Annotated in this window: 23 protein-coding genes; 17 read left to right on the top strand and 6 right to left on the bottom strand. The window is 68.1% G+C overall.

Annotation, left to right across the window (positions count from 1 at the left end):
• Nucleotides 1-18 precede the first annotated feature (18 nt).
• Nucleotides 19-639 carry an FMN-binding negative transcriptional regulator gene (locus tag ABW137_RS30095; protein ID WP_526405602.1) on the top strand — a complete coding sequence of 207 codons (621 nt, stop codon included), beginning with the start codon at nucleotides 19-21 and terminating at the stop codon, nucleotides 637-639.
• Here ABW137_RS30095 and ABW137_RS30090 read toward each other — a convergent pair.
• Nucleotides 580-1,080 carry an STAS domain-containing protein gene (locus ABW137_RS30090; RefSeq protein WP_526405600.1) on the bottom strand — a complete coding sequence of 167 codons (501 nt, stop codon included), beginning with the start codon at nucleotides 1,078-1,080 and terminating at the stop codon, nucleotides 580-582. The two genes, ABW137_RS30095 and ABW137_RS30090, sit on opposite strands and share 60 nt — an antisense overlap.
• Nucleotides 1,081-1,513: 433 nt before the next feature.
• On the opposite strand from ABW137_RS30090, the gene ABW137_RS30085 reads away from it, so the two are divergent.
• From ABW137_RS30085 to ABW137_RS30040, 10 genes are read left to right on the top strand one after another with little or no spacing between them, the layout of a single operon-like run.
• Complete coding sequence (locus ABW137_RS30085; RefSeq protein ID WP_526405598.1) at nucleotides 1,514-2,692, top strand: SIS domain-containing protein; 1,179 nt, start codon at nucleotides 1,514-1,516, stop codon at nucleotides 2,690-2,692.
• Complete coding sequence (locus ABW137_RS30080; protein ID WP_526405596.1) at nucleotides 2,685-3,569, top strand: carbohydrate kinase family protein; 885 nt, start codon at nucleotides 2,685-2,687, stop codon at nucleotides 3,567-3,569. The genes ABW137_RS30085 and ABW137_RS30080 overlap by 8 nt, the downstream gene beginning before the upstream one ends.
• Nucleotides 3,566-4,285 carry an aspartate/glutamate racemase family protein gene (locus ABW137_RS30075; protein ID WP_526405594.1) on the top strand — a complete coding sequence of 240 codons (720 nt, stop codon included), beginning with the start codon at nucleotides 3,566-3,568 and terminating at the stop codon, nucleotides 4,283-4,285. Before ABW137_RS30080 ends, ABW137_RS30075 begins: the two co-directional genes overlap by 4 nt.
• Nucleotides 4,282-5,802, top strand: a complete 1,521-nt coding sequence (locus ABW137_RS30070; protein ID WP_526405592.1) for an amidohydrolase family protein — start codon at nucleotides 4,282-4,284, stop codon at nucleotides 5,800-5,802. The genes ABW137_RS30075 and ABW137_RS30070 overlap by 4 nt, the downstream gene beginning before the upstream one ends.
• A complete protein-coding gene (locus tag ABW137_RS30065; RefSeq protein WP_526405590.1) occupies nucleotides 5,799-6,698 on the top strand; it encodes a polysaccharide deacetylase family protein in 900 nt (299 codons plus the stop codon). Before ABW137_RS30070 ends, ABW137_RS30065 begins: the two co-directional genes overlap by 4 nt.
• Nucleotides 6,695-8,290, top strand: a complete 1,596-nt coding sequence (locus ABW137_RS30060) for an ATP-binding cassette domain-containing protein (protein WP_526405589.1) — start codon at nucleotides 6,695-6,697, stop codon at nucleotides 8,288-8,290. The genes ABW137_RS30065 and ABW137_RS30060 overlap by 4 nt, the downstream gene beginning before the upstream one ends.
• Nucleotides 8,287-9,156, top strand: coding sequence for an ABC transporter permease (locus ABW137_RS30055; protein WP_526405587.1), 870 nt, complete (start codon nucleotides 8,287-8,289; stop codon nucleotides 9,154-9,156). Before ABW137_RS30060 ends, ABW137_RS30055 begins: the two co-directional genes overlap by 4 nt.
• Nucleotides 9,157-9,160: 4 nt before the next feature.
• Nucleotides 9,161-10,153 (top strand): ABC transporter permease, encoded by a 993-nt coding sequence (locus tag ABW137_RS30050; RefSeq protein ID WP_526405585.1) that lies wholly within the window; start codon nucleotides 9,161-9,163, stop codon nucleotides 10,151-10,153.
• 23 nt (nucleotides 10,154-10,176) lie between these two features.
• On the top strand, nucleotides 10,177-11,820 hold the full coding sequence (locus tag ABW137_RS30045; protein ID WP_526405583.1) for an ABC transporter substrate-binding protein: 1,644 nt from the start codon (nucleotides 10,177-10,179) through the stop codon (nucleotides 11,818-11,820).
• Nucleotides 11,817-12,479, top strand: coding sequence for a GntR family transcriptional regulator (locus ABW137_RS30040; protein ID WP_526405582.1), 663 nt, complete (start codon nucleotides 11,817-11,819; stop codon nucleotides 12,477-12,479). Before ABW137_RS30045 ends, ABW137_RS30040 begins: the two co-directional genes overlap by 4 nt.
• A gap of 388 nt (nucleotides 12,480-12,867) precedes the next feature.
• Here the strand turns inward: ABW137_RS30040 and ABW137_RS30035 are convergent, their stop codons facing one another.
• Together ABW137_RS30035 and ABW137_RS30030 are read right to left on the bottom strand one after the other, a co-directional pair.
• Nucleotides 12,868-13,113, bottom strand: coding sequence for a hypothetical protein (locus tag ABW137_RS30035; RefSeq protein ID WP_526405580.1), 246 nt, complete (start codon nucleotides 13,111-13,113; stop codon nucleotides 12,868-12,870).
• Nucleotides 13,114-13,241: 128 nt separating this feature from the next.
• The gene (locus tag ABW137_RS30030; RefSeq protein WP_526405578.1) at nucleotides 13,242-14,801 is read right to left on the bottom strand and encodes a sensor histidine kinase; all 1,560 of its coding nucleotides are present in this window, start codon (nucleotides 14,799-14,801) and stop codon (nucleotides 13,242-13,244) included.
• A 269-nt stretch (nucleotides 14,802-15,070) separates the two neighbouring features.
• Here ABW137_RS30030 and ABW137_RS30025 point away from each other — a divergent pair, with 269 nt between their 5' ends.
• A complete protein-coding gene (locus tag ABW137_RS30025) occupies nucleotides 15,071-15,766 on the top strand; it encodes a response regulator transcription factor (RefSeq protein WP_526405576.1) in 696 nt (231 codons plus the stop codon).
• A 55-nt stretch (nucleotides 15,767-15,821) separates the two neighbouring features.
• Here the strand turns inward: ABW137_RS30025 and ABW137_RS30020 are convergent, their stop codons facing one another.
• Complete coding sequence (locus tag ABW137_RS30020) at nucleotides 15,822-16,055, bottom strand: hypothetical protein (protein ID WP_526405574.1); 234 nt, start codon at nucleotides 16,053-16,055, stop codon at nucleotides 15,822-15,824.
• A 257-nt stretch (nucleotides 16,056-16,312) separates the two neighbouring features.
• On the opposite strand from ABW137_RS30020, the gene ABW137_RS30015 reads away from it, so the two are divergent.
• Genes ABW137_RS30015 through ABW137_RS30000 form a run of 4 tightly spaced genes read left to right on the top strand, consistent with a single transcriptional unit; the run spans nucleotide 16,313 to nucleotide 21,325 of the window.
• Nucleotides 16,313-17,836, top strand: a complete 1,524-nt coding sequence (locus tag ABW137_RS30015; RefSeq protein WP_526405572.1) for an ABC transporter substrate-binding protein — start codon at nucleotides 16,313-16,315, stop codon at nucleotides 17,834-17,836.
• Between the two features lie 2 nt (nucleotides 17,837-17,838).
• Entirely contained in the window at nucleotides 17,839-18,807 is a 969-nt protein-coding gene (locus tag ABW137_RS30010; RefSeq protein ID WP_526405616.1) for an ABC transporter permease, read from the top strand.
• Nucleotides 18,804-19,700 (top strand): ABC transporter permease, encoded by an 897-nt coding sequence (locus ABW137_RS30005; protein ID WP_526405570.1) that lies wholly within the window; start codon nucleotides 18,804-18,806, stop codon nucleotides 19,698-19,700. Before ABW137_RS30010 ends, ABW137_RS30005 begins: the two co-directional genes overlap by 4 nt.
• The gene (locus ABW137_RS30000) at nucleotides 19,697-21,325 is read left to right on the top strand and encodes a dipeptide ABC transporter ATP-binding protein (RefSeq protein WP_526405568.1); all 1,629 of its coding nucleotides are present in this window, start codon (nucleotides 19,697-19,699) and stop codon (nucleotides 21,323-21,325) included. The genes ABW137_RS30005 and ABW137_RS30000 overlap by 4 nt, the downstream gene beginning before the upstream one ends.
• Nucleotides 21,326-21,564: 239 nt before the next feature.
• Here the strand turns inward: ABW137_RS30000 and ABW137_RS29995 are convergent, their stop codons facing one another.
• Complete coding sequence (locus tag ABW137_RS29995; RefSeq protein WP_526405566.1) at nucleotides 21,565-22,461, bottom strand: hypothetical protein; 897 nt, start codon at nucleotides 22,459-22,461, stop codon at nucleotides 21,565-21,567.
• On the opposite strand from ABW137_RS29995, the gene ABW137_RS29990 reads away from it, so the two are divergent.
• Nucleotides 22,430-23,344, top strand: coding sequence for a hypothetical protein (locus ABW137_RS29990; protein ID WP_526405564.1), 915 nt, complete (start codon nucleotides 22,430-22,432; stop codon nucleotides 23,342-23,344). The genes ABW137_RS29995 and ABW137_RS29990 overlap by 32 nt on opposite strands.
• Before the next feature lie 34 nt (nucleotides 23,345-23,378).
• On the opposite strand, the gene ABW137_RS29985 is transcribed toward ABW137_RS29990, so the two are convergent.
• Nucleotides 23,379-23,512: DUF5078 domain-containing protein (locus ABW137_RS29985; protein ID WP_526405463.1), on the bottom strand; the 134-nt coding region annotated here is incomplete at its 5' end.

Below are 23,512 nucleotides of genomic sequence, written 5' to 3'. Positions count from 1 at the left end.
CGCGGGGATGATGGTGACATGTACGTTCCCACCCACTTCGCGCCGGACGACGAGGCAGTGCGGGACCTGCTGATCAACCATGGTGCCGCCGACCTCGTCACATCGGGATCCGAGGGTCTGCAGGCCACGATGCTGCCGTTTCTGTACGACCATGACCGCGCGACGCTGCAAGGCCATTTCGCCAGGAACAACGACCACTGGCGACACGTCGACGGAGCCGAGGCGCTCGTCATCGTGCGCGGCCCGGACTCCTACGTCACGCCCACGTGGTACGCCTCCAAGGCCGAGCACGGACGTGTCGTACCGACCTGGAACTACGTGACCGCCCACGTCCACGGCGTCGTGACGATCCATGACGACACGGCCTGGCTGGCGGATCTGGTCCGCAGGCTCACCGATCACCACGAGCAGCAGCGGCCTGCGCCGTGGTCGGTCGACGATGCTCCGCAGAGGTTCTTCGAGGGGCAACTGCGCGCGATCGTTGGTGTCGAACTGGCGATCACGCGGATCGACGCCAAGTTCAAACTCAGTCAGAACCGCCCGGAAGCCGACGTCGATGGCGTGGTCGCCGGGTTGCGGTCAGTAGGTGATGAGCGTGGCGCGGCCGCGGTCCAGGCTCATCGGCCCGTTCGCGGGTGAGCTTCCCCCGGTGCCGGACCCCACGTCCAGTCGGCGGAGGTGGCGCACTGCCATCGCGACGCTCTCGGCCTGCGGAAGATCTTCGGCATGGCAGACCCGGAGCACCCGTTTGACCGCGGGGCTGGCGACCAGCACCCAGCGGATGCGCTCGCAGCACAGGTCGACCCGGCGCAGCGCGGTGAGGCCCGCGGTGCCGAAGAACTCGACCTCGCCGAGGTCGAGGACCAACGTCGCGGCCATGCCGACCTGGCGTTCCACGTAGCCGGCCAGCGCAACGCCGTTGCCTGCGTCGATCTCACCGCGCACCGTCACAACGACGGAGTCCGCCAGCGGCCTGGCCCGGGCCGTTGCGCGATCCCACTTCTCGTCGACGCCGATGCGGGCCGGATCGGGACGGTAGAGCCGGGTGGTTCCCATGGGCGACATGCCTGTGATTGACATGCGTCCCTCCTCGCTTCGAAGTGCGCACGACGGCCGATTGGCTCGGTCGGCATGCGAATGGAGGGCACGCCGTTGACTCGACGTAGCGTGAAGATACAACGTGATCGGCACCTAATGTCCGGATTTCGCAGCACTCGAAAAGCTTCTGCTGGGGCGTCAATACCAGGTCAGGTAGCTCGAATCCGCAACGGCGCTGATGAAAGCGATTGACTGGCGACGGATATCGTTGCCGACGCCATGAGTGGCAAACTTCGGCCGCCGGTGAACTGGGCCGATTCCAATCTAGTCCGGATCTGAGACGGACCCAGCTGATCGTGGGAACGGATTCCGTACCGACCGGGAGTCGCTGTGGGCGGCTGACGTCCGTCACGTAACCGGATTGGTGCGGAACGTCATCCTCCAGAAACATAAACGGTATACCGTCTGCGAAATCATGAGTGCCCTCTCCAGTCCCTTGCTCGACCCGCTGACCAGCCCACTTGGCCAGCGCCAACGGGAGGTCGTGCAGCGGGTCTCCGACGCCGAGCGCGCCCACATCCTCGCCCTCCCGACCAACGATCCCCTCGACGCGAAGCTGCGTTTGCGGGTCGAGGCGACCGGGCCGGAACTGTACGGCCAACCCGCCGCGATTGCAGCCACACTCAAGGCGAACACCGCAGCTCTCGGCGTCATTGCCGATCGAATCGCGGCGGGCGTGCGCAGAGTCGTCCTCGTCGGCTGTGGTGATTCGCTCGCCGTGATGGTGGCCGCTCGCCAGGCCCTCGAGAGCATGCTCGGCGTGCCGTGCGAGCCAGTGCAGAGCCTGGAGTTCGCCTACTACCAGTCGGGTCTGGTCGACGAGGACGTTGCCGTCATCGCCCTATCCAGCTCGGGTGAGACCACCAGGACCGTCGAAGCGTTGCTGATGGCTCAGGAACGTGGATCGTATACCGTTGCCATCACCAACACCATCGGCTCGACCCTGCAGACCGAGGCCACCACGGCGCTGAGGATCGAGGCCACCCGGATCGGCTGGCCCACCCAGTCGTCCACCGCGGCGCTGGCCCTGCTGCTCGAACTCGCCATCGGAGTCGGCGAGCGCCGCGCCGCACCGGGGGCGTCGACGCTGCGCACCGCGTTCGGCTCGCTGCCCGACCTGATGAGCCAGGTTCTCGAGCACGTCGACCCGATCGTCGCCGACATCGCCGCGGCCGAAGTCGATGCCGGGGTGGGCACCGTGCTGTTCTCCGGCGCAGGCCCGAACCTGGCGTCCGCAATCGTCGGCGCTGCCAAGGTCAAGGAGTGCACTCAATTGCACGCCACCGAGATCCAGGTCGAGGAGTACCACCACTACAACTCACAGAAGGCGGGGGAGCCGCTCTTCCTGCTCGCCCCGTCCGGACCGTCGGTGCCCCGCGCCGTCGACACCGGCACCGACGCCCTGCGCTGGGGCGGCCGGCTGTATGTCGTCACCACCGATGGCGAGCGCGCGTTCGATCACCTCGGCGCACCGGTCATCGCATTGCCTGCGGTCCCCGAGGCGTTGTCCCCGCTGCTGTATCTACTGCCCGCCCAATTGGTCGGCTACCACCTTGGCCTCAGCTCCTACGACGCCGCGGTGCGCCGTGGCTGAGCGACCCGATCTGCTGTGCGTCGGGAACCTCACCATCGACGAGGCCGTCGCCCCGTCGGGTGAGCGGGTCGAATCCGTCGGCGGCGACGCCCTCTTCGCCGCGCTGGCCGCCACGCTCGCAGGCGGCGCTCCCAGGATCCTGGCGCCGCTCGGCAACGATGCGACCCCCGCCCTGCTCGCGGCCATCAGACGGGCAGGGACCGACCCCGCGTCGCTGCCTCGCCGCGACCTGCCCACGATCCGCAACGTGATCCGCTACGACGGTGCCGGTGGCCGGGAGTGGGACCTCGTCCTCGGAGAGGAGCACTTCGAGGACCTATCGGTGCACCCCGCCGACGTTCCGGACGAGGTGCTGGCCGCCGACGGCGTGCTGCTGTCGGCGATGGCGCTGAATCCCCAACTGAGACTGGCTGCCTGGTTGCGGGCTCACACCGCGGCGACCATCTTCTTCGACCCGCAGGAGGACTACGTCGCGGGCAACGAGAGCGCGCTACTCGACGCGGTGCGCGCATGCGACGTGTTCCTGCCCAGCGAGGTCGAGGCCACCGCGCTGACGGGCACCGGCGACCCGGTCCGCGCCGCGAGAACCCTGCTCGAACTCGGCCCGCACACCGTCGTCGTCAAGCTCGCCGAGGCGGGTGCTCTGGTGGCGACCCGCCAACGGCCCGCACCGACACCGACTCCCGCCGACGTCGTCGACGCCGTGGACAGCACCGGGGCAGGCGACGCGTTCTGCGGAGCCTTTGCCGTCGAGTACCTGCGCAGTCGCGACCCCTACGCCGCGGCACGCATCGGCGCAGCTGCCGCCCGAATTGCGGTCAGCGCCAACGGTATCGACGGACTCGTCGCCGCCGTGACCGCGGAGCTGGCGCGATGACCAGGATCACCGTGATCAACCCGAACACGTCGCCCGAGCTGACTGCCACGATCACCGCCGCCGCGCGCAACGTCGCAGGCGCGGGCGTGACGGTCACCGGCGTGCACCCCGCGGTCGGGGTGCCGAGCGTCGAGAGCCACGCCGAGGAGGCCGTCGCCGCCCTCGGCGTGATCGAATTGGTGCGACGTCGTCAGGACGACACCGACGCGTTCGTCGTCGCCTGCTTCGGGGACACCGGCGTCGCCGCCGCGCGCGAGATCGCGACGTGCCCCGTCGTCGGCATGACCGAGGCCGCCCTGCAGACCGCGTGCCTGGTTGCGCACCGGTTCGTCATCGTCACGCTGCCCGCGAGGACCATCGCCCACAGCCAGCGCGTAGTCCGCGACCTCGGGCTCGGACACCGCTGCGACGTGGTCGCCGTCGACGTCGGCGTCGCCGACCTCGTCGACGGGTCCACGCACCTTCTGGAGGCGTTCGCCGACGCCGCCCGCGGAGCCATCGATGCCTACGGCGCCGAAGCGGTCGTGCTCGGCTGCGCCGGACTCGCCGACCTCGTCGACCCACTCACCGAGACGCTCGGAGTCCCCGTCGTCGACGGCGTTGCGGCGGGCATCGGCGTCGCGGCCGGGCTGGTGGCAATGAGCTTGAACACCTCGCGCGCCAACACCTTTGCGGCCGTACCAAACCTGCCCGACTACCGGCTGGAGCGGTCGTGACCGTCCTATTCCGTCGGGTGTTCGTCTACGACGCCGCCTCGACGACGGCAATGACCGGCCCGCTCGACGTCCTCGTCGACGGCGACCGGATCGCCGCCGTCGACCACGACCTGCCCATCCCACCCGACGCGCGGATCGTCGACGGCGGTGGGCGGCACCTGCTGCTGCCGGGGTTGATCAACGCCCACTTCCACTCTCCGGCCAACCATCTCAAGGGCTCGGTGCGCAGCCTCCCGCTCGAACTCTTCATGCTGTTCGAGTCGCCGTCGGACCCCGTGCTGGCACCCACACCGCGCGAGGCCTACCTGCGGACCATCCTCGGCGCCATCGAGATGCTGCAGCGCGGCATCACCTGCGTGCAGGACGACGCCTTCCTCATGCCGGGGCCCGATCCCGAGATCATCGACGCCGTCGCATCGGCGTACCGGGACAGCGGAATCCGCGCGTTCCTCGCCCTCGACCAGCCGGAGCTGACCGAGGCCGAGAAGCTCCCGTTCGTCGACGAACTCGACGACGCGTCCCGCCGCGCCTTCGACGCTCCCGCTCCCGCCGGCGCGCACGAGCTGCTGGCGGCCTACGACCACCTGCTCACCACCTGGCACGGCGCCGCCGACGATCGGATCAGGGCGGCGGTGTCCATCTCCGCGCCGCAGCGCGTCAGCCTCGACTACTTCGCCGCGCTCGACGATCTGGCCGAGCGTCACGGCCTGCCCATGTACGCCCACATGCTGGAGACCAAGGTCCAGCGCACCCTGATGACCCAGCAGCCGCGGTTCGAGGGCCGGTCGCTCGTTCAATACACCGCCACCGCAGGGCTTCTCAAGCCGCACACCAACGTGATTCACGCCGTCTGGGTCGACGACGCCGACCTGGACGCCATCGCCGACGCAGGCTCGACCGTCGTGCACAACCCGGTCAGCAACCTGCGCCTCGGCAGCGGTGTGTTGCCATGGCGGGCCATGCTCTCCCACGGCATCCCCGTCGCGCTCGGCACCGACGAGGCGATCTGCGACGACACCATCAACGTGTGGACCGTCGCGAAGATCGCAGGCCTGATTCACAACGTCTCGGGCCTCGACAGTGACGACTGGCCTACTCCCACAGAGGTTCTCGGCGCGCTATGGCAGGGCGGCGCCCGCGCCACCGGCCGGTCCGACCTCGGCGCGGTGACACCGGGCATGCTGGCCGACCTGGCCATGGTCGACCTGCACGCCATCGCGTTCACCCCGCTCAACGACCTCCGTGAGCAACTGGTGCACTGCGAAGACGGCCGCGACGTGGTGCTGACCATGGTGGCGGGCCGCGTGGTCGCCGAGCACGGCCACGTCACCACCGTCGACGAGACCGCACTGCTCGACGAGGTGCGCGAGACCTTCGCCGCCAAGCTCCCGGCCATCCACGCCGCCCGCTCCGGCGCTGGCGAACTGTACCCGGCCTACCAGCACATCGTGCGCCGCGCGGCCAAGACCGACGTTGGCTTCACCCGCTGGCTCACGCCCTTGAGGAAGAACTCGTGAACAACCCCGCCGAATATCGCTACTCACCCCTGACCGGCCGCGTGGCCGGAAGTTGGCCGGGCGGTGCGCAACTGGCAGTGGTCGTCTGCGTCGGGGTGGAGTCCTACCGCTTCGGCGACGGGCACACCGAGGACATCCTGCCAGGAGTTCCTGCGCCCGACCTGGTGAACACCGCGTGGCGGGATTACGGGAACCGGGTCGGGGCGTTCCGGATCTTCGAGACGCTCGGATCCCTCGGCATCCCGCCGACGGTGCTGCTCAACACCGACGTGTACGACGAGGCACCCGACGTGGTGACGGCGGCCAGGACCGTGGGCGCCGAGGTCGTCGGCCACGGCCGGTCGAACTCCGACTCGCTGGCGACGATGACGCCCGACGCCGAGCGCGCCTACCTCGCCGACGTCGCCGACCGCATCCATGCGCGGGAGGGAACGGCGCCGCAGGGGTGGTCGAGCCCGTGGCTCAGTCACACCCCGGCGACGCTGAGCCTGCTCGCCGACGTCGGCTACCGGTACCTGCTCGATCTCCGACTCGACGACCAGCCCGTCTGGCTGACCACGAAGAACGGCCCCCTGCTGGCCATTCCGTACAACGCGGAGATCAACGATTCCTCGACGATGATCGGAAGGCGAGCCTCCGCGCCCGAGTTCGCGGCGATGATCGTCGACGAGTTCGCCGAATTGTCCGCGGCCGCAACCGAGGTCCCACTGGTGATGAGCATCGTGCTGCACTCGTTCATCACCGGAGTGCCGTTCCGGCTCGCCGCCGTCCGCCGCGCACTGTCGCACATCGCCGCCGCCGGCGGCGCCTGGTTCACCACACCGGGCGAGATTCACCGGGCCGTCCTCGATTCCCCAGCGCTCTTCCCGCCGCCCGTCGCGGAGATGACGACGTGACCGAACCCACGCCCCCGGTTGCCGAAGTCGCCGGGTTCTCCCTATCGCTGGTACGCAACGGGATTCGCAACCAGGTTCTCAAAGACGTCGACCTCCAGATCCGACCGGGGGAGATCCTTGGTCTGGTCGGCGAGTCGGGCTCCGGCAAGAGCGTGCTCGCGCTGAGCCTGCTCGGTCTGCTGCCGGACGCGTCGTCGCCCCAAGTCGACGGCAGCGTCACCGTCGGCGGCACCGACATGCTGCGCGCCAAGCCCGCGGAGCTGCGGAAGGTACGGCGCGATCTGCTCGGCGCAATCTTCCAGGACCCGATGACGTCGCTGAACCCGACGATGCGGATCGGGCGGCAGATCGGCGAGGTCACCGGGGACGACGCCGAATCGGTCCGGCTGCTGCAGACCGTCGGCGTCCGCGACGCCGAACTACGGCTGCGGGTGTACCCGCACGAGCTGTCCGGTGGGCTGCGGCAGCGGGTGATGGCGGCCATCGCCGTCGCAGGCCGCGGCGAGCGAAGCGACGGGAAGTCGAACCGGCCGAGCCTGGTGGTGGCCGACGAACCCACCACCGCACTTGACGTCACGGTGCAGGCGCAACTGCTGGCGCTGCTGCGCGAACTGCGCGACGACTTTGGCTGCTCGGTCCTGATGATCACCCACGATCTCGGCGTCGCCGACCAGATCGCCGACCGGCTGGCCGTGCTGTACCGCGGCGAGCTCGTCGAGATCGGCGCCGCCGCCGACGTCGTGCGCAACCCGCGGCACGACTACACCCGGTCGCTGCTGGCGTCGCGGCTGACTCTGACGATGCCAAGGGACGAGCGGTTCACGACCGCCAAGGAGGCGCAGGAGCCCGCGGTGCGCATTCGCGACCTGCGCCGCACGTTCGGTGTCCGGCGCGGCAGGGGTAGGCGTACCGAGATCGCGGCAGTCGACGGCGTCGACCTCGACGTCGCCAAGGGTGAGGCACTGGCGATCGTCGGTGAAAGTGGTTCCGGCAAGTCGACTCTGCTGCGCATCGTCGCCGGACTGGACAAGCCCACCTCGGGGTCGATCGAGCTCAGTGGCAACGGGGGCGCGCAGATGGTGTTCCAGGACGCGGGATCGTCGCTGACCCCGTGGCTGAGCATCGGCGAGATGCTGGGGGAGCGGCTCCGCGGGAACAAGCTGTCCCGGTCCGAGATCCGCGACAGGGTGACCGCGGCCCTCGCCGCCGTCGACCTGCCGCCCGAGGTGGCCAGGGCCCGCCCCGGTGAACTGTCCGGCGGCCAGCGGCAACGCGTCGGTCTGGCGCGCGCCACGATGCTGCCGCCCGCGGTGCTGCTATGCGACGAGCCAACCAGTGCCCTGGACGCCTCGCTCGCCAAGAGCGTGCTCGCCCTGATCCGCGACCTCCGCGCCCAGCTCGGGATGACGGTCCTGTTCGTCACCCACGACCTCGCCGTCGCCCGGTTGATGGGCGATCGCATCGCCGTGATGCAGGCGGGCCGCGTCGTCGAAGTGGGCCCCGCCGAGCAGGTGATCTCCGAACCGCGTGAGTCGTACACCCGAACCCTGCTCGCCGCGGTGCCCGAGATCGCCGAGGGGGCCGCGTCATGACCAGCACGTCGGTCCCGCTACTGCCGCGAGGGCGGCTGCGGCCCATGACGTTCGGTGGCGCACGGCTCGCGCGACCGGTCGCGTGGGCACTGGTCGGGCTGCTCGGTGCGCTCACCCTGCTCGCGGTGTTCGCCCGCCAACTCGCCCCGTTCAACCCCGTGCAGCCCGTCGGCGCTCTCAACCTGCCGCCGCTGAGCACCGGCCACCTGCTCGGGACCGACGGGATCGGGCGGGACCTGTTGTCGCGCACCCTGGTCGGGATTCAGGTGAGTTGGCTGAGCGCACTCGTCGTCGTGGCCAGCGGCCTGCTCATCGGCGGTGCCGTCGGCCTCGTCGCGGGCGCCGCAGGCGGCTGGCTCGACGGCGTGCTGATGCGCGTCACGGACCTCTTCCTCGCCCTGCCAGGCGCGCTGGTGGCCATCGCGATCGTCGCCGCGCTGGGGTCCGGACTGGTCAACACCCTGATCGGGGTCGCGCTGGTGTGGTGGCCCTATTACGCGCGCATCGTGCGTGGCGAGGTCAAGGCCCTTGCCGCGCGCCCCCACGTCGAGGCCGCCCGGTTGGCAGGGGTCAGCTGGCCGCGGATCCTCTCCCGGCACCTGCTGCCCGGCGTGGTGCCGACGGCCGTCGTCACCGCCAGTCTGGACGTTGGCAACGTCGTCCTGCTGCTGGCCGCGCTGTCGTTCCTCGGGCTCGGGCAGCAAGCTCCCGCACCCGAACTCGGCGCGGACACCGCACGCACGCTGAGTCAGTTGCTGAGTCAGTGGTGGGTGCCCGGCGTTCCCGGCCTCGCCGTGCTGCTGCTGAGCCTGGTCGCCAACGTCGGCGGCGACGCCATCCGCAACCTCATCCCGGTGCGGAGGTGATGGCATGGGGCGCTTCCTGATTCGCAGGCTCTCGGCAGCCGTGGTCATCCTGCTGGTCCTGTCGCTGGTGATCTTCGTGCTGCAGCAGGTGTCACCCGGCGACCCGGCCCGTGCCTACGTCGGCGCCAACGCCTCGAATGCCACGGTGGCCGAGGAGCGCCAGCGCCTCGGGCTCAACGACCCGTTCCTGGCCCAATTCCTCCGGTTCCTCGCGGGCCTGTTCACGGGCGATCTCGGTCGGTCGCTGCGCACCCGTCAGCCGGTGACCGCGGATCTCGCGACGTACCTGCCTGCCACGGTGGAACTCGTCGTGACCGCGTTCGTCATCGCGCTGATTCTCGGTGCGCTGTACGCACTCTCGGGTGCGCTGCGCTGGCCGGGCGCGTCGATCGGGCGGGGCGCCCTCCTCCTACTCGCGACGGCACCGCCGTTCCTTCTGGCGCTGGTGGGCATCATCGTGTTCTTCGGTCAGCTCGGCTGGCTGCCCGCGCGGGGCGTCGGGAACTTCGAGGACCCCGGCCCGACCGGCATGCAGGCGCTCGACACGCTGCTGCACGGCCAGACCGACGCCTTCCTCGACGCCCTCACCCACCTGGCGCTTCCCGCTCTAGTGCTGTCCATCGCGCCCGCCGTGGCGATCGGCCGGGTACTGCGCTCGTCGCTGCAGGGCGTCCTTGGCGTCGACTACGTGCGCACGGCGCGCTCCAAGGGGCTGACCGAGGCACAGGTCGTCGGACGTCACGTGGTGCGCAACGCCATCGGGCCCGCGCTGTCGATGGCGGGTCTGCAACTGGGCGTGATGTTCGCCGGGGTGGTGGTCGTCGAACAGGTCTTCTCGTGGCCAGGGATCGGCAACTACCTTGCCGCGTCGATCCCGGTGTCCGACTTCCCGGCGATCGCCGGGGTGACGCTGGTGCTTGGCGCCATCTACGTCCTCGCAGGCGTCGTCGTCGATCTGCTCCAGGCCGTCGCCGACCCGAGAGTTACCGCCGAATGACCCCCGAAAGAAGGAGCCCTGCCATGACCATTCAAAGACTCGCGCCCACCCGAAGACTCGCGCCCACCCGAAGACTGCGGACCGGCGTCGCCGTCGGCACCGCCCTGATCCTCGCTCTCGCGGGCTGTAGTTCGGGCACCCCGAACTCGACGGGAGGCGGTGAAAGTGGTTCGGCCGCACCGACGGACGGCACGCTGACCGTCGGGCTGCTCGGCGACATCGGCCAGCCCCCGGACCCCGACATCTACTACGCCAACAACGGTACGGCGATCATGATCAACGCCTACGAGGGCCTCGTCCAGTACAAGAACGACACCGACACCGTGGAGATCGCCCCGCGCCTGGCCGAGTCGTGGGACGTCAACGCCACCAACGACGTCTACACGTTCCACCTGCGCAAGGGTGTGACGTTCCACGACGGCACGCCGTTCACCTCGGCCGCCGTCGACGTCGCCTTCAAGCGCCGCATCGCGGTGAAGGGCGGCGCGGCCTACATGGTCGAGGCCGTCAAGAGCGTGACCACGCCGGACGACTACACCGCCGTCATCACCCTGACCAAGCCGAACACCGCGTTCCTGAGCTACCTCGCCTCGCCATTCGGCCCGAAGATGGAGTCCCCGGAGGGCCTCAAGGCCAACGCGGGCAGCGACGACGCCCAGACCTACCTGTCGTCACACGACCTGGGCACCGGGCCCTATCAGTTGACCGCCGCGCAGACCGGGGTGAAGTACGAACTCACCCAGTACGACGGCTACTGGGGTCCGAAGTCGCCGTTCACGAAGGTCGAATTGCCGGTCTACACCGACGAATCCGCGTTGGAGTTGGCCTTCGACAACGGCACGGTCGACACCATCGTCGCCGCGCTGCCGTCCTCGAGCCTGGACAAGTACTCGAACGCGGGGAACGTGTCGAACTACTTCCTGCCGACGTTGCAGGGCGCGATGGTGACGGTCAACTCCAGCCACGACTTCTTCAAGACCGCAGACGCCAGGGTCGCGTTCCTCAAGTCGATCGACCAGGCGGCGCTGGTGGACCAGGTGCTCGGCAAGCGCTCGGAGGTCGCCACCACCATGTACGCCAAGGGCATGATCCCCGGTGGGTCGGGGGTCGAAGACAAGCAGGCCATCAGTTACGACGCCAACGCGTTGAAGGCCCACGTCGATGCCCTGCCCGCGGGCGCCACCAAGAAGCTGGTCATCGGATACGCCAACGGCAACGTCAACGCTCAGTCGATGACCAACATCGTGGTGGCGAATCTGCAGACGGTCGGCCTCGACGCGTCGGCGCAGGGCTACGACACCTCGACGGTGTTCGGCTGGATCAACGACCCGCCAAGCGGCCCAGACGCCTTCATCGACGGCAACAACGGCCCCGACGGTGGTGACCCCTACATGTGGGGCCACGTCTTCTGGGACGCCTCCGGTGGCATCAACTACTTCGGTTGCGAGTCAAAGGAAGTCAACGGCCTGCTGGATCAGGCGCTCGCCACCGGCGACACCGCGACCTATGTCAAGGCCGGCGAGCTGTACGGCCAGACGGGCTGCTTCCTGAACCTCTCCTACAACCAGGACTGGGTGGTGGCCCAGAAGTGGCTCACCGGGGTGCCGGAGAGCCAGAACGTCGGCGCCAACGAGTTGAATTTCTCGTTGCTCGGCATTGCGGGGTGACCGACGAGGAGTCGCGGCTTTCGCTGTCCCGCCACATCTACTCGACGGTCCGCGAGCGCATCATCCTTGGCCAGTACCCACAGGGCAGTAGGCTTCCCGAGCAACGGATCGGCGAGGAGCTCGACGTGTCCCGGGTGCCGCTCCGGGAGGCCGTGCCGTGGCTGGAACGCGACGGCTTCGTGCACTCGCGACCGCGGCGGGGGGCCGTCGTCACGCAGTGGGACACCAAGGCCATCGACGACCTGTTCGACGTACGTCTGTCCGTCGAGGTGGGGGCCGCGCGCTACGCGGCGCGCGAGGTCGCACGGGGTGGCCCGCTCGATTCGCTGAACGACGCGCTGGACCAGGCGCAGCGCACGGTCGCGGGGGGCGATGCCTACGCAATTGCCAAGACCAGCACGGCCTTTCACGAGGCCGTCATCGAAACGGCCCGCAACGAGTTGATGACGGCGTTGATGAAGAACATCTCCGGGCGTATCACCTGGTTGTTCTTCCTCACCAGCGGTCTGCCCGCCGACGAGGCGTTCCACGACCACGTCCTGTTGCGCGACGCGATCGCATCCGGCAACGAACGGGTCGCCGAGTCGGTGGCGTACGCCCACATCGAGCGCGACCGCTTGCCGACGCATCTGGCGATGAGGGACAAGATGGTTCGATGACGAGGTCGGCCTGGCGGCCAAGGAAAGCAAACGATGACGTGGTCGAGGACCTCGATGCGAGATCAGTTGTCGCCCAGTGGAAAGAAACTGCTGGGCGGTGCCGAGTCGTAGATCTGAACATTCCCTGGTGACTGACACTGCGTTTGGGTCCCGCCCAAGCTGGTGCAGGATTGCGCGACCTCGGCAGGGGTGCTGGGGCCGGCTGCCGACGTGGGTGGTGCTTGCTGGGCAGAGGCGGGCTCGGCCTGCGCCTGTGGTGCGATGGCGATGGCCATCGCAGCGGCAGCAGTCGCCGCTGAGATCGCGAGAGACGTCGATGCGAATGTCACGGTGGGCCTTTCTCTTGTGGTGATTCGAGCAGGAGCTGCTTCCCGTGAGCGGACGGGCGCTACGGACGTTCGCCGCCACCGCCGATGAGACCGCCCTCGCCCCCGTACGGATAGAACTGAACCGGGGCCGGGGCATCATTGAACTGGACGTTGCCGGGGGATTGGCATTGGGTGCCTGGACCGCTCTGGCTGCACGTCGGGGCGGGCAGGCTGCTTTCGGCTGACGCCAGCGGCGCGATGCCGACCGCGCCAGCCACCATCGATGCCAATGTGACTGCTGTGATGGTCGCTAGTTTGGCTCGCACGGCACGGTCTCCTCTGAGTAGCGTTCTGTTGCCCCACCTTCGATGATGGCGCGCAACACAGCCGTTGCCATTACCGCTGTCGCCCATCTCGGCACCCTGCTAGCCGTAACCCAGTCGCGCCATGGCGCTCAAATGCCTGCGGCCAGGGGAGCCTCGATGACGATGCACGTGCCTTCTCCCGGTTTACTGGTGACGGTCATTCGGCCGCCGATGGCCTCGACGCGGTCGGTCAGGCCGACTAGCCCGGAGCCGTTACCGGGGTCCGCTCCTCCGATGCCGTCGTCCCGAATCGAGAGACGCAGCTCACTACCGTCATCGTCCACGCACACCTCGACAACGGAGGCGTGAGAGTGCTTGGCGGCGTTGGTCAATGCTTCGGCGACGACGTAGTACGCCGCCACCTCGACGGCGTCGGGGAGCCGCCGGTCCAAGTCGAACGTCAGGACGACGGGAATGGCGGACCGGCGTGCCATTGCCTTGAGCGCCGGGCCCAGACCACCCTGCGAAAGGATTGCCGGATGAATCCCCCGGGACAGCTCCTGCAAGTCCTGCGAGATGGCGACGACGTCGGTGAGCAGTCGCGCGATCCCGTCCTTGACGGGCCCGAGCTCGGGCGGTGTCGACGCTTCGAGGAGGCGCAGTTCGAGACCGAGCGACACCAGCCGTTGTTGGGCGCCGTCATGCAGGTCCCGTTCGATGCGGCGCCTTGCGTCATCCGCGGCCTTGACGATTCGTATTCTGGAAGCCGTGAGTTCGGCGCGCGTCTGGGCGTTCGCAACCGCCGTCGAGACGAGATCCGCAAAGTCTCCGATACGGCTCTCGGTGTCCGGCGGCAACGGCTCGGTCTTCGACATGCCGACCATGACGAACCCCCAGCGCCGACCGTCCACGATGACTGGCGCCTCGGCCCTCGTCGACGTCGCGGTGTGCTCGACACGCTCTTCTTCCAGCGAGTCGCCGGACCTGGGCGCGTTCCAGCAGGCAAGCATCGTGGCGGTGTGAACGGGTTCGTAGCGCCAAACCGATGCTTGAGCGCCCAGGGCGGCCGAAAGCTCCCTGGCCACCGCGGTGAAGACCTCAGCCGAGGGAACCCCGCGCGCAACCAGAGTCGCCACCCGCCGCAGCGCCTCCTGGCGTTCGTTGACGAGCGCCAGTTCGTCGTGGCTTTCCTCGACCTGTCTGCGGCGTAGATCGGCCTCCGCGGCGCGCGAACGTGCGTACTCCGCCAGGGCCGAGGCAGACAGCGCAACCACCAGGAAGGCGGTGATGGCCACCCAGTTCCGCGTCCAGGCTGCGGCTACCGTCTCGCCGGTCAAGAGGCGATGGAAGTGCACATAGGCCAGAGCGCTGGCAAACGCCGTAAGCGCGCCAAACGTGAATCCCCAACCCGTCGCGACCAAGAGAACGCCCATGAGGAAGATCACGCCAAAGACGTTCCCCGCGGACTCATCTTCGAGGGCATTGACCAGGACGAATTCGGTGACGACGAGGAACACGGCCACGGCCACCCCGAGTACTGGCGCCGGGTCCGCGCTGCGCAGGGCGAGCTGCGGCGCGGGGCGCGGGGCGCGCGCGGTTCGGGCACGACGCCTTCGCGGGACCCGTGCGGCAGTCGAACGGAACCGGTAGTCGTGGGCAACGGTCGATGGTTCGGGGATCTCGGCCGACGTCGACGCCAGTGTGCTCATGGCTCCAAGTCTCCGAGCCGAACCTGGGAATTTGGCGCGAGACTCCCGAAAGGGGGTACGGCTAGCCGGCATACGGCGACTTACCGCTAGCAGCCATCTCCAATTCCCACTAGCGCCATGGACACCGGTCGGGTTCGTAGTCACAGTGGCAACGTGGAGTCATTTCCATGATCCGGTGGACTGACCGCGAGTTCGACGGTGGGTTCAACGCAGCGGTGCGAAGCGCGGCTCGGTCATGCGCGAACGGCCACCGAGAGGACGACGAAGACATGGACGACGAAGACATGGTTGAAACCATCGACCTGCAGGCGCACGCCCGCACCCGAATAATCCTCGCCGACGATGACGTGTTGCTTCGAGAGGGACTGTCGAGGCTGCTGGTGGGTTCCGGATTCGATGTCGTCGGAGTGGCCGGCGACGCGGTCGAACTACTCGCGCTGGTTCGAGAACTCGCCCCTACCATGGTGATAGTCGACATTCGAATGCCACCCACCTACACCACCGAGGGACTGGATGCGGCTCGCGTCATCCGAAGGGAATTGCCAGACGTCGCCATCCTGGTGTTGTCGGCGCACACCGACGTCGAGCACGCCACGGATTTGCTCGCCAGCGGTCACGGCGTTGGCTACCTACTCAAGAGCGGGATAATCGACGTGCGCGAATTCCTCGACACGCTGGACCGGATCGCCGTCGGGGCGTCGGTGATCGACCCGGGGCTGGTCGCCGAGTTGGTGTCCGTTCGTCGGCATGGCGACCCGTTGGCGGCGCTGACCGATCGGGAGCACGAGGTCCTCGCGTTGATGGCGGAGGGCCGGTCCAATGCTGGTATCGCTCAGCGTATGTGGATTGCCGAGGGCACCGTCCAAAAGCACGTCCGGAGTATCTTCGCGAAACTGAATCTCCCCGAGGCGCACGACGACAACCGACGTGTCCGGGCGGTGATTGCGTTCCTCGACAACCACTAACGGCGCACCCACCAACGGCACGGTGAATTCGGCCGAGGCAGGGGCCGCCGCTCACTCACCGGTGAAAGCCGCCGTGCCCGCGACCGAAGCCGAATAGCGAGAACTCCGGATACTGCGGGAGGAAGGTGGGTGGCAAGGCATCATTCAACTCGGCGTTTCCCGGTGTCACACACTCGGTGCCTGGGCCGGTTCCGCCGCAATTCGGGGCGGCTTGGGCGACGGCAACTGGCGCTGCGGCGACGGCTGCCGCGACGAGAACGGCGATGGTTAAAGGGTTTTTGATGTTCATGGCGCGACTCCTGTGATGATTCGGGCTCGTGCGAGCACCTTTTCAGGATCACTCCGTCGCGGGCCGACGACATTACCGGTGGCACCCCCTTCGTCCTACCTCCTAGGGGGCATCACCACGCACCGGGCGCCCAAATACCGACAGCCCAAATTGATCGGGCTGCGAGGTGTGCGACGCGACTCGAGTGGGTAGACGCGAACCGCAGCGGCAACCAGGGCCCCCGCATGCGGGCCACCAAGAGCGGACGAGAGACGAGGATGCGACAACCAGCGGCAGTCATCGCCGCGGTTCTCGCCATTCTGTTCGCGACGTCGTGCTCGCCTGGCGAACGCGTCGACCTCGGCCAAGGATCGGGCAACCTGATCGCCGCCATCGCAGGCGAGCCCGACCAGCTGGATCCCCAGAAGACCACCGCCTACTTCTCGTTCGAGGTTCTAGAGAACGTCTTCGACACCCTCGTCGAGCCCGATGAGAACCTCGAGATGCGACCTGCGCTCGCCGAATCGTGGGAGACCTCGCCCGACCAGTTGACGTGGACTTTTCATCTGCGCACTGGGGTCACCTTCCACGACGGCAGTCCGTTCACCGCCGACGACGTCGTGTACTCCTACCGCCGCATCATCGACGAGAAACTCGCCAACGTCGACAAATTCAGCGCGGTCACCGACGTCATCGCCCAAGGCCCGGACACCGTCGTCATCCGGGTAGCGCACCCGACTCCGAATCTGCTGACGAACCTCGGCGGGTTCAAGGGCATGGCGATCGTGTCCCGCCGCAACGTCGATGGCGGCGAGATCGCCACCCACCCGGTCGGCACGGGACCCTTCTCCTTCGTCTCCCAGAAGAGCGGCGACTCGATCGTGCTGAAGGCCAACCCGACGTACTGGGGCGGCGCCCCGAAGATCCCCGGGGTCACCTTCCAGTTCATCACCGAGCCGTCGACGGCGCTCTCCGCGCTGCAGGCCGGTGAGATCGACTGGACCGATTCGGTTCCGACCCAACGCATTTCGCAACTGAAGGACGACGACTCGCTCCGCCTGGCCGTCACTGCGAGCAACGACTACTGGTACCTCGCGCTCAACGAGGCGCGCGCACCGTGGAACGACGTGCGAGTGCGGCAAGCCATCGCTTACGGCATCGACCGCCAGTCCATCGTGCAAGCCACCAGCTACGGCAGCGCCAAGGCCAACCAGTTGGCCATCCCCGAAGGCAATCCCTGGTACACGCCGTTCGACACCTACCGCTACGACATCGACAAGGCCAAGAGCCTCCTGCAGGAGGCAGGCGCATCGCCCGACCACCTCGACATGCTGGTGACCAGCGAGTACCCCGAGACCATCACCGCCGCCCAGGTGATCGCCGACAACCTCAGCCCACTCGGCATCACCGTGGACATCCGCACGGTCGACTTCGCCACCTGGCTCGACGAACAAAACTCCGGCCACTTCGACATGCTCATGATGGGCTGGCTCGGCAACATCGATCCGGACGACTTCTACTACGCGCAACACCACACCGACGGCACCAGCAATGCCCAGAAGTTCTCCAACCCCGACGTCGACCGCCTACTCGACGCCGGCCGCGTCGAGGTCGACCGGCAAGCGCGGCAACGGGATTACGCGCAGGCGGCGACGATCATCGCCGATCAGGTCAGCTACCTCTACCTCTACAACCCGTCGGTCATCCAGGCCTGGACCACCAACCTCTCCGGTTACGACGCCCGCCGAGACGGAGCCATCAGGTTCCGCACCGCGAGCTTGACCCAGTCCGGTGACCAATGAGCATGCCCGCCTTCGTGACTCACCCCGTCACCGCCTTTCTGGCTCGTCGCGTCGCCTACTCCCTGGTGGTGCTCGTCGGCGTGCTGATCTTGGTCTTCGCCCTGGTCCAACTGGTGCCCGGGGACCCAGTGCGCATTGCGCTGGGGACGCGGTACACGCCCGAGGCGTACGACGCCCTGCGAGCGGCCAGCGGCCTCGACCAGCCGCTCATCTCTCAGTTCTTCGGCTACGCAGGGTCGGCTCTGACAGGGGATCTCGGCGTCAGCTTCCGCAACGGCGACCCGGTGACCGGCATCCTGCTCGACCGGTTGCCCGCGACGGTGTCGTTGGCCGCGGCAGGCATCGTCATCGCCCTGATCATCGCCGTGCCAGCAGGGATCTGGTCCGCGCTGCACGAAGGCAAGGTCAGCGATGCCATCGTGAGGGTCACCAGCCAATTCGGGGTGTCGATTCCGGACTTCTGGATGGGCATCCTGCTCATCGCCTTGTTCTCGACGACCCTGGGTTGGTTGCCCACGTCCGGCTACCGGTCGCTGCTGTCGGATCCCGGTGGGTGGCTCAGACATCTGATTCTGCCCGGCCTCACCGTCGGCCTGGTGGCGGGCGCGATCCTCACCCGCTACGTCAGGGCCGCGGTGCTGGAGGTCGCCGCCATGGGTTACGTGCGCACCGCTCGATCCAAGGGGCTGGCCCCGCGGGTGGTCACCTTCCGGCACACCGTCCGCAACGCCTTGGTGCCCATCCTGACCATCACCGGCATCCAGCTCGCCACCATCCTCGGCGGCGTCATCGTCGTCGAGGTGGTGTTCGCCTGGCCGGGTCTTGGCCGTCTGGTCTACAACTCCGTGGCCGCCAGGGACTACCCGGTCATTCAGGGTGCCGTCCTGCTGATCGCGGTGCTCTTCCTGGCGATCAACCTGATCGTCGACCTCCTCTACGCCGTCGTCGACCCGAGGATCCGGCTGTCATGACCGATCCGACGACCGACTCCCTCGCTGACGAGCCCGGCCGGGTCGCCTCCTGGCGTCTGCTGGCGGCCAATCCCGTCACCGTGGTCAGCGCCATCGTGCTTGCCGTCGTGGCCGTCATCGCGGTCGGCGCGAATTGGATTGCGCCGTATGGCATCAACGACGTCGACGTCCCTAACGCACTGCGCGGGCCGAGCGGTGCACACTGGTTCGGCACCGACGAACTCGGCCGCGACGTGCTGTCCCGCGTCCTGGTGGCGATCCAGGCGTCGATGCAGGTCGCCCTCGTCAGCGTCGCGTTCGCCGTCGTCGTCGGGGTGGCCATCGGCGTCGTCGCCGGCTACCGGGGAGGCTGGGTCGACGCGGTCTTCATGCGCATCGTCGACGTCATGTTCGCGTTTCCGGTGCTGCTGCTGGCGCTCGCAGTGGTCGCAATCCTCGGACCGGGCATCACCACCACGATGCTGGCCATCGGCATCGTCTACACCCCGATCTTCGCGCGGGTCGCGCGCGCCAGCACGCTGAGTGTGCGAGTGGAACCGTACGTGGCGGTGTCGCGCTCGATGGGCACCGGGAACGGCTACATCCTGATCCGGCACGTGCTGCCCAACATCGCGGGCCCGCTGATCGTGCAGACCTCGCTGTCGCTGGCGTTCGCGATCCTCTCGGAGGCGGCCCTCTCGTTCCTCGGCCTCGGCATTCAACCGCCGCAGCCCTCGCTGGGCCGGATGATCTTCGACTCGCAGGGCTTCGTCACCCTCGCCTGGTGGATGGCCGTGTTCCCAGGTGCGGCGATCTTCGTCATCGTGCTCGGGTTCAACCTCCTCGGGGACGGGTTGCGCGACGTCCTCGATCCCAAGCAGCGCACGATGGCCGAAGCGCGGAGGAAGCAGTGAGCGCCACACCCGTCTTGACCGTCGCCGACCTTGGCGTGCGGATCGGCAGGCGCGACATCGTCGAAGGCGTGTCGCTGTCCGTACAGCGCGACCAGACGATCGGTATCGTCGGCGAATCGGGATCCGGCAAGTCGATGACGGTGCTCGCGGCGACGGGCTTGCTCGACGCACCCGGCGCGGTGGTCTCGGGCACCAGCACCCTAGTGGGGCACGATGATTCAGGCGGCAGAGATCCGGTACAGCTGGTCGGGGCGTCGGCACGGGTGTTGCGCGGCGTGCACGGGGGCCGGATCGGGTTCGTGTTCCAGGACCCGGGAACGTCGTTGAACCCGCTCCTGACGTGTGAGCGTCAGATCACCGAGTCCCTCGAGGCGCACCGCCCACAGACCAGGCGCGAGGCCAGGGCCAGGGCACTGGAACTGCTAGAGGCCGTGGGCCTGCCCGAACCCGAGACCAAGCTGCACGCCTATCCGCACCAACTGTCGGGCGGGCAGCGGCAACGGGTGATGATCGCGATCGCCCTGGCCTGCGACCCCGAACTGCTCATCGCCGACGAACCGACGACCTCCCTCGACGTCACGACGCAGGCGCAAATCATCGACCTGGTGCGGGATCTGCAACGCGACTTCGGGACCGCGGTGGTATGGATCAGCCACGACCTCGGCGTGATCGGCCAGGTGGCCGACGAGGTGACGGTGCTGCGCCATGGGCAGACCGTCGAGCAGGCCCCGATCCTCGACCTGGTCGACCATCCGCAAGAGCCCTACACCCGAGAATTGTTGGCGGCGCGCCCACTCCTTGGCGCGCGGACTCCGCAGGCCGCGAACGACGACGAGCCGATACTGCTCGAGGTCGCCGGGCTCGACGTGCGCTTCCCGGTGAGCACACCGGTCGGAAAGTCCACCGTCCACGCGGTCAAGGACCTGTCGTTCCAGATCCGCCGCGGGTCAACGCTGGGGCTGGTCGGGGAATCCGGGTCCGGCAAGTCGACGGTGGCGGCCGCCCTGACCGGGCTGGTGGCTGCTCACGCCGGTAGCGCCACCCTTGAAGGCGCCGATCTACTCCACGTACGGCGGGCCGACGAGAAGACGGTGCGCCGGCAGTTGAGTCTGGTTCTGCAGGATCCCTTCTCGTCGTTGAATCCGCGGATGCCGGTCGGCGCGTCGGTCTCCGAGCCGCTCACAGTGCACCGTCTGGTCGACGGCAAGGCCGCCAGGCACGCGCGGGTCGCCCAACTGCTCGACCTCGTCGGGCTGCCATCGGCGTTCGCCTCCCGCTATCCGCACGAGCTGTCCGGTGGGCAGCGGCAGCGGATCAGCATCGCCAGGGCCATCGCGCTGGAGCCCAAGGTGATGATCCTCGACGAGTCGACCGCATCGCTGGACGTGTCGGTGCAGGCGAAGGTCCTCGAGTTGCTCGCCGAGCTGCAACGGGAGCTGGGCCTCACGTATCTGTTCATCGGCCACGATCTGGCGGTGATCCAGCAGATGAGCCATCAGGTCCTGGTGATGCGCGCCGGCGCGGCCGTCGAATACGGGCCCGCCGCGGAACTGTTCGCCGAGCCCCGCGAGGAGTACACCCGCGCGCTGCTCTCGGCGATCCCGCCCGCCCGGCCGCGGGTTTGACCCAGGGCGTCACCGCATCCTGGCTGTAACGAATCCAGCGTGCGCGCGATGAATGATCGTAAGACCCGAGCGTTGCACTCGTATGAGTGTCCCGCGACGGTCCGTCGATCGACGATGATCGACTGAACGACACCGAAGACGAAGTGAGCACCGCGGCAGCTGCTGGTCGAACGACCAGCGTTGGGGGAGATGGCTGCACATGGCAGCCGTGGTGGGTGATACCACCACGCTCCTTGAGATCAAAGGAGTGGATGCACGATGCGTGCACCGTTACAGACGAACCTCGAGATTTGCCGTAGGCGCACGGTTTGCGCCGTTCTGGCTTCGGGGTTGGTGATCTCCCTGACCGCACTTACCGGCGGGGTGGCACCCGCCTTCGCCGAACCCGGCGGCGCCACGACGACCATCGTGCCCGAGCCGGTGGCACCGACCCGCGAGCAGCCCGCCGAGCCCACCGCCGCGGCGCCCAGCGTCGCCGAGGTACCCGCGGTGGCGCCCCCGGTGGTCGAGGCCCCGCCCGTCGTCGAGGCCCCGCCCGCCGTCGTGGCCCCGCCAGTGGTCGAGCCCCCCGCGGTCCAGGCTCCGGTCGAGGTTCCGACGCAGGCTTCGAGCTCCGCGCCCGCGCCTGCCACCCGCGAGGCGCCGCCCGAGCCCGCCAAAACCTCTGAGCCCCCAAAGGTGACGGCCACCAGCGCCGCGCCGGCCCCGTCCGAGACCGCAACCACCACGACCAAGAGCCCGACGACGTCCACCGCCCCGGTGACGCCGTCGGAGACGCCGTCGGGGACCCCGTCCTCGGGATCGCCGTCGCCGCGGATCGCGGTCGACCCATCGACGAGCTCGGGCGCCAGTGACACCTCGGGCGCCAGCGAGACCACGGGTGCCAGTGAATCCTCGGCGAGCAGCAGCACGTCCGAGACCGAATCGTCGGGCGCGCGCAGCTCGACTGGGTCCTCTGAGTCCTCTGGGTCATCTGAGTCCTCTGGGTCTTCTGACTCCTCCGAATCATCCGGCTCCTCCGAGTCCTCGTCGGGGTCGAGCAGCAGCTCCGAGGGGTCGTCCGCGCAGGAGCAAGAGATTCCCAAGCTCGAACCGCAGACGTTGGTGGCGCCAGCCGAGGACGTCGAGATCGCCAAGACCGCCGCCATCATCGAGCAGCCGACGCCTGCCGTGGCGCCGAAGGAAGAGATCGACCAGCTGGCGAACCTGGTGAATCTGCCGAAGCTGGACAGGCAGCCGCCCGACCGCACCCCGAACCCGGCCCTTGAGGCGCAGCGAGCTGGAGCCTGGGATCAGAACGTGCGGCAGTGGCGGCCGGATTGGGTCTCCTACGACGACTACCACCGACCGGTGCTGGCCAACCCGTACCGCGACCCGGTGAGGATCGTCTACATCTACGAGAACGCCCCCCGCATCGCGTACATCCCGCCGCTGGCGCGGATCGTGCTCGACGTGGCGCAGTTCGCGGCCTACAGCTTCACCGCGTTGGTGCTCAGCCCGATTACCGCCGTGGCAAACGTCGCCAACGCCGTCGCGAACGTGGCGGTGGGCAGCTTCCTCGGCGGCGGGTACTACCCGGGGCCAGGGTTGCCGCCACCACCTCCGCCGCCGATCTTCCAGAGCTACAACAACGTGCCCGTCCAGGTCGCCTATTCGGATGCGATCTATCAGCCGTTCCGGGTCAACCGGATCGTCGACGTCGGCAACGACCCGCAGTACGGCGGTCGCAAGGTGCTCCTCGACGGGGTCACCCCGGCGTGGGGGGTCTGGACCCAGACGCCGAACGGTGAACGGCAGTTCCAGGTGCAGAAGACGCAGCAGTTCCCCGGTCTGGACAGTCCAGGCGAGGGGCCGCTACCCGGTGACTACCAGCTGCGGCTGGCGTCTGACGAGTCGTCGTCGTCCGGCCTGAGCAATCGGGACGTCTACCTGCTCTCCGCCGCGGTGATCCTCGGCGTCCTGAGCCTCGGCGCGGTCGTGCTGAGCGTCGTCATGGGGCGCAGGCGGGGCCAGCACTAGGCCGTTAGCGGGCGACGGGCCAGTCCCAGAGCCGTTAGCGGGCGACGGGCCAGTCCCAGACGGACATGTCGTCGGCGGGGTAGTTCATGCAGACGTCGGTGGCCTTGGCTGCGACGCCCTTGTTGTTGAAGAACACCTTGGCCCAGTTGCCCCAGCGGGTGGCGACCT

This window comes from Mycobacterium sp. (assembly GCF_040509115.1).
In the GTDB taxonomy this organism is placed as follows: Bacteria; Actinomycetota; Actinomycetes; order Mycobacteriales; family Mycobacteriaceae; genus Mycobacterium.
This window is presented reverse-complemented; position numbering and strand designations above follow the sequence as displayed.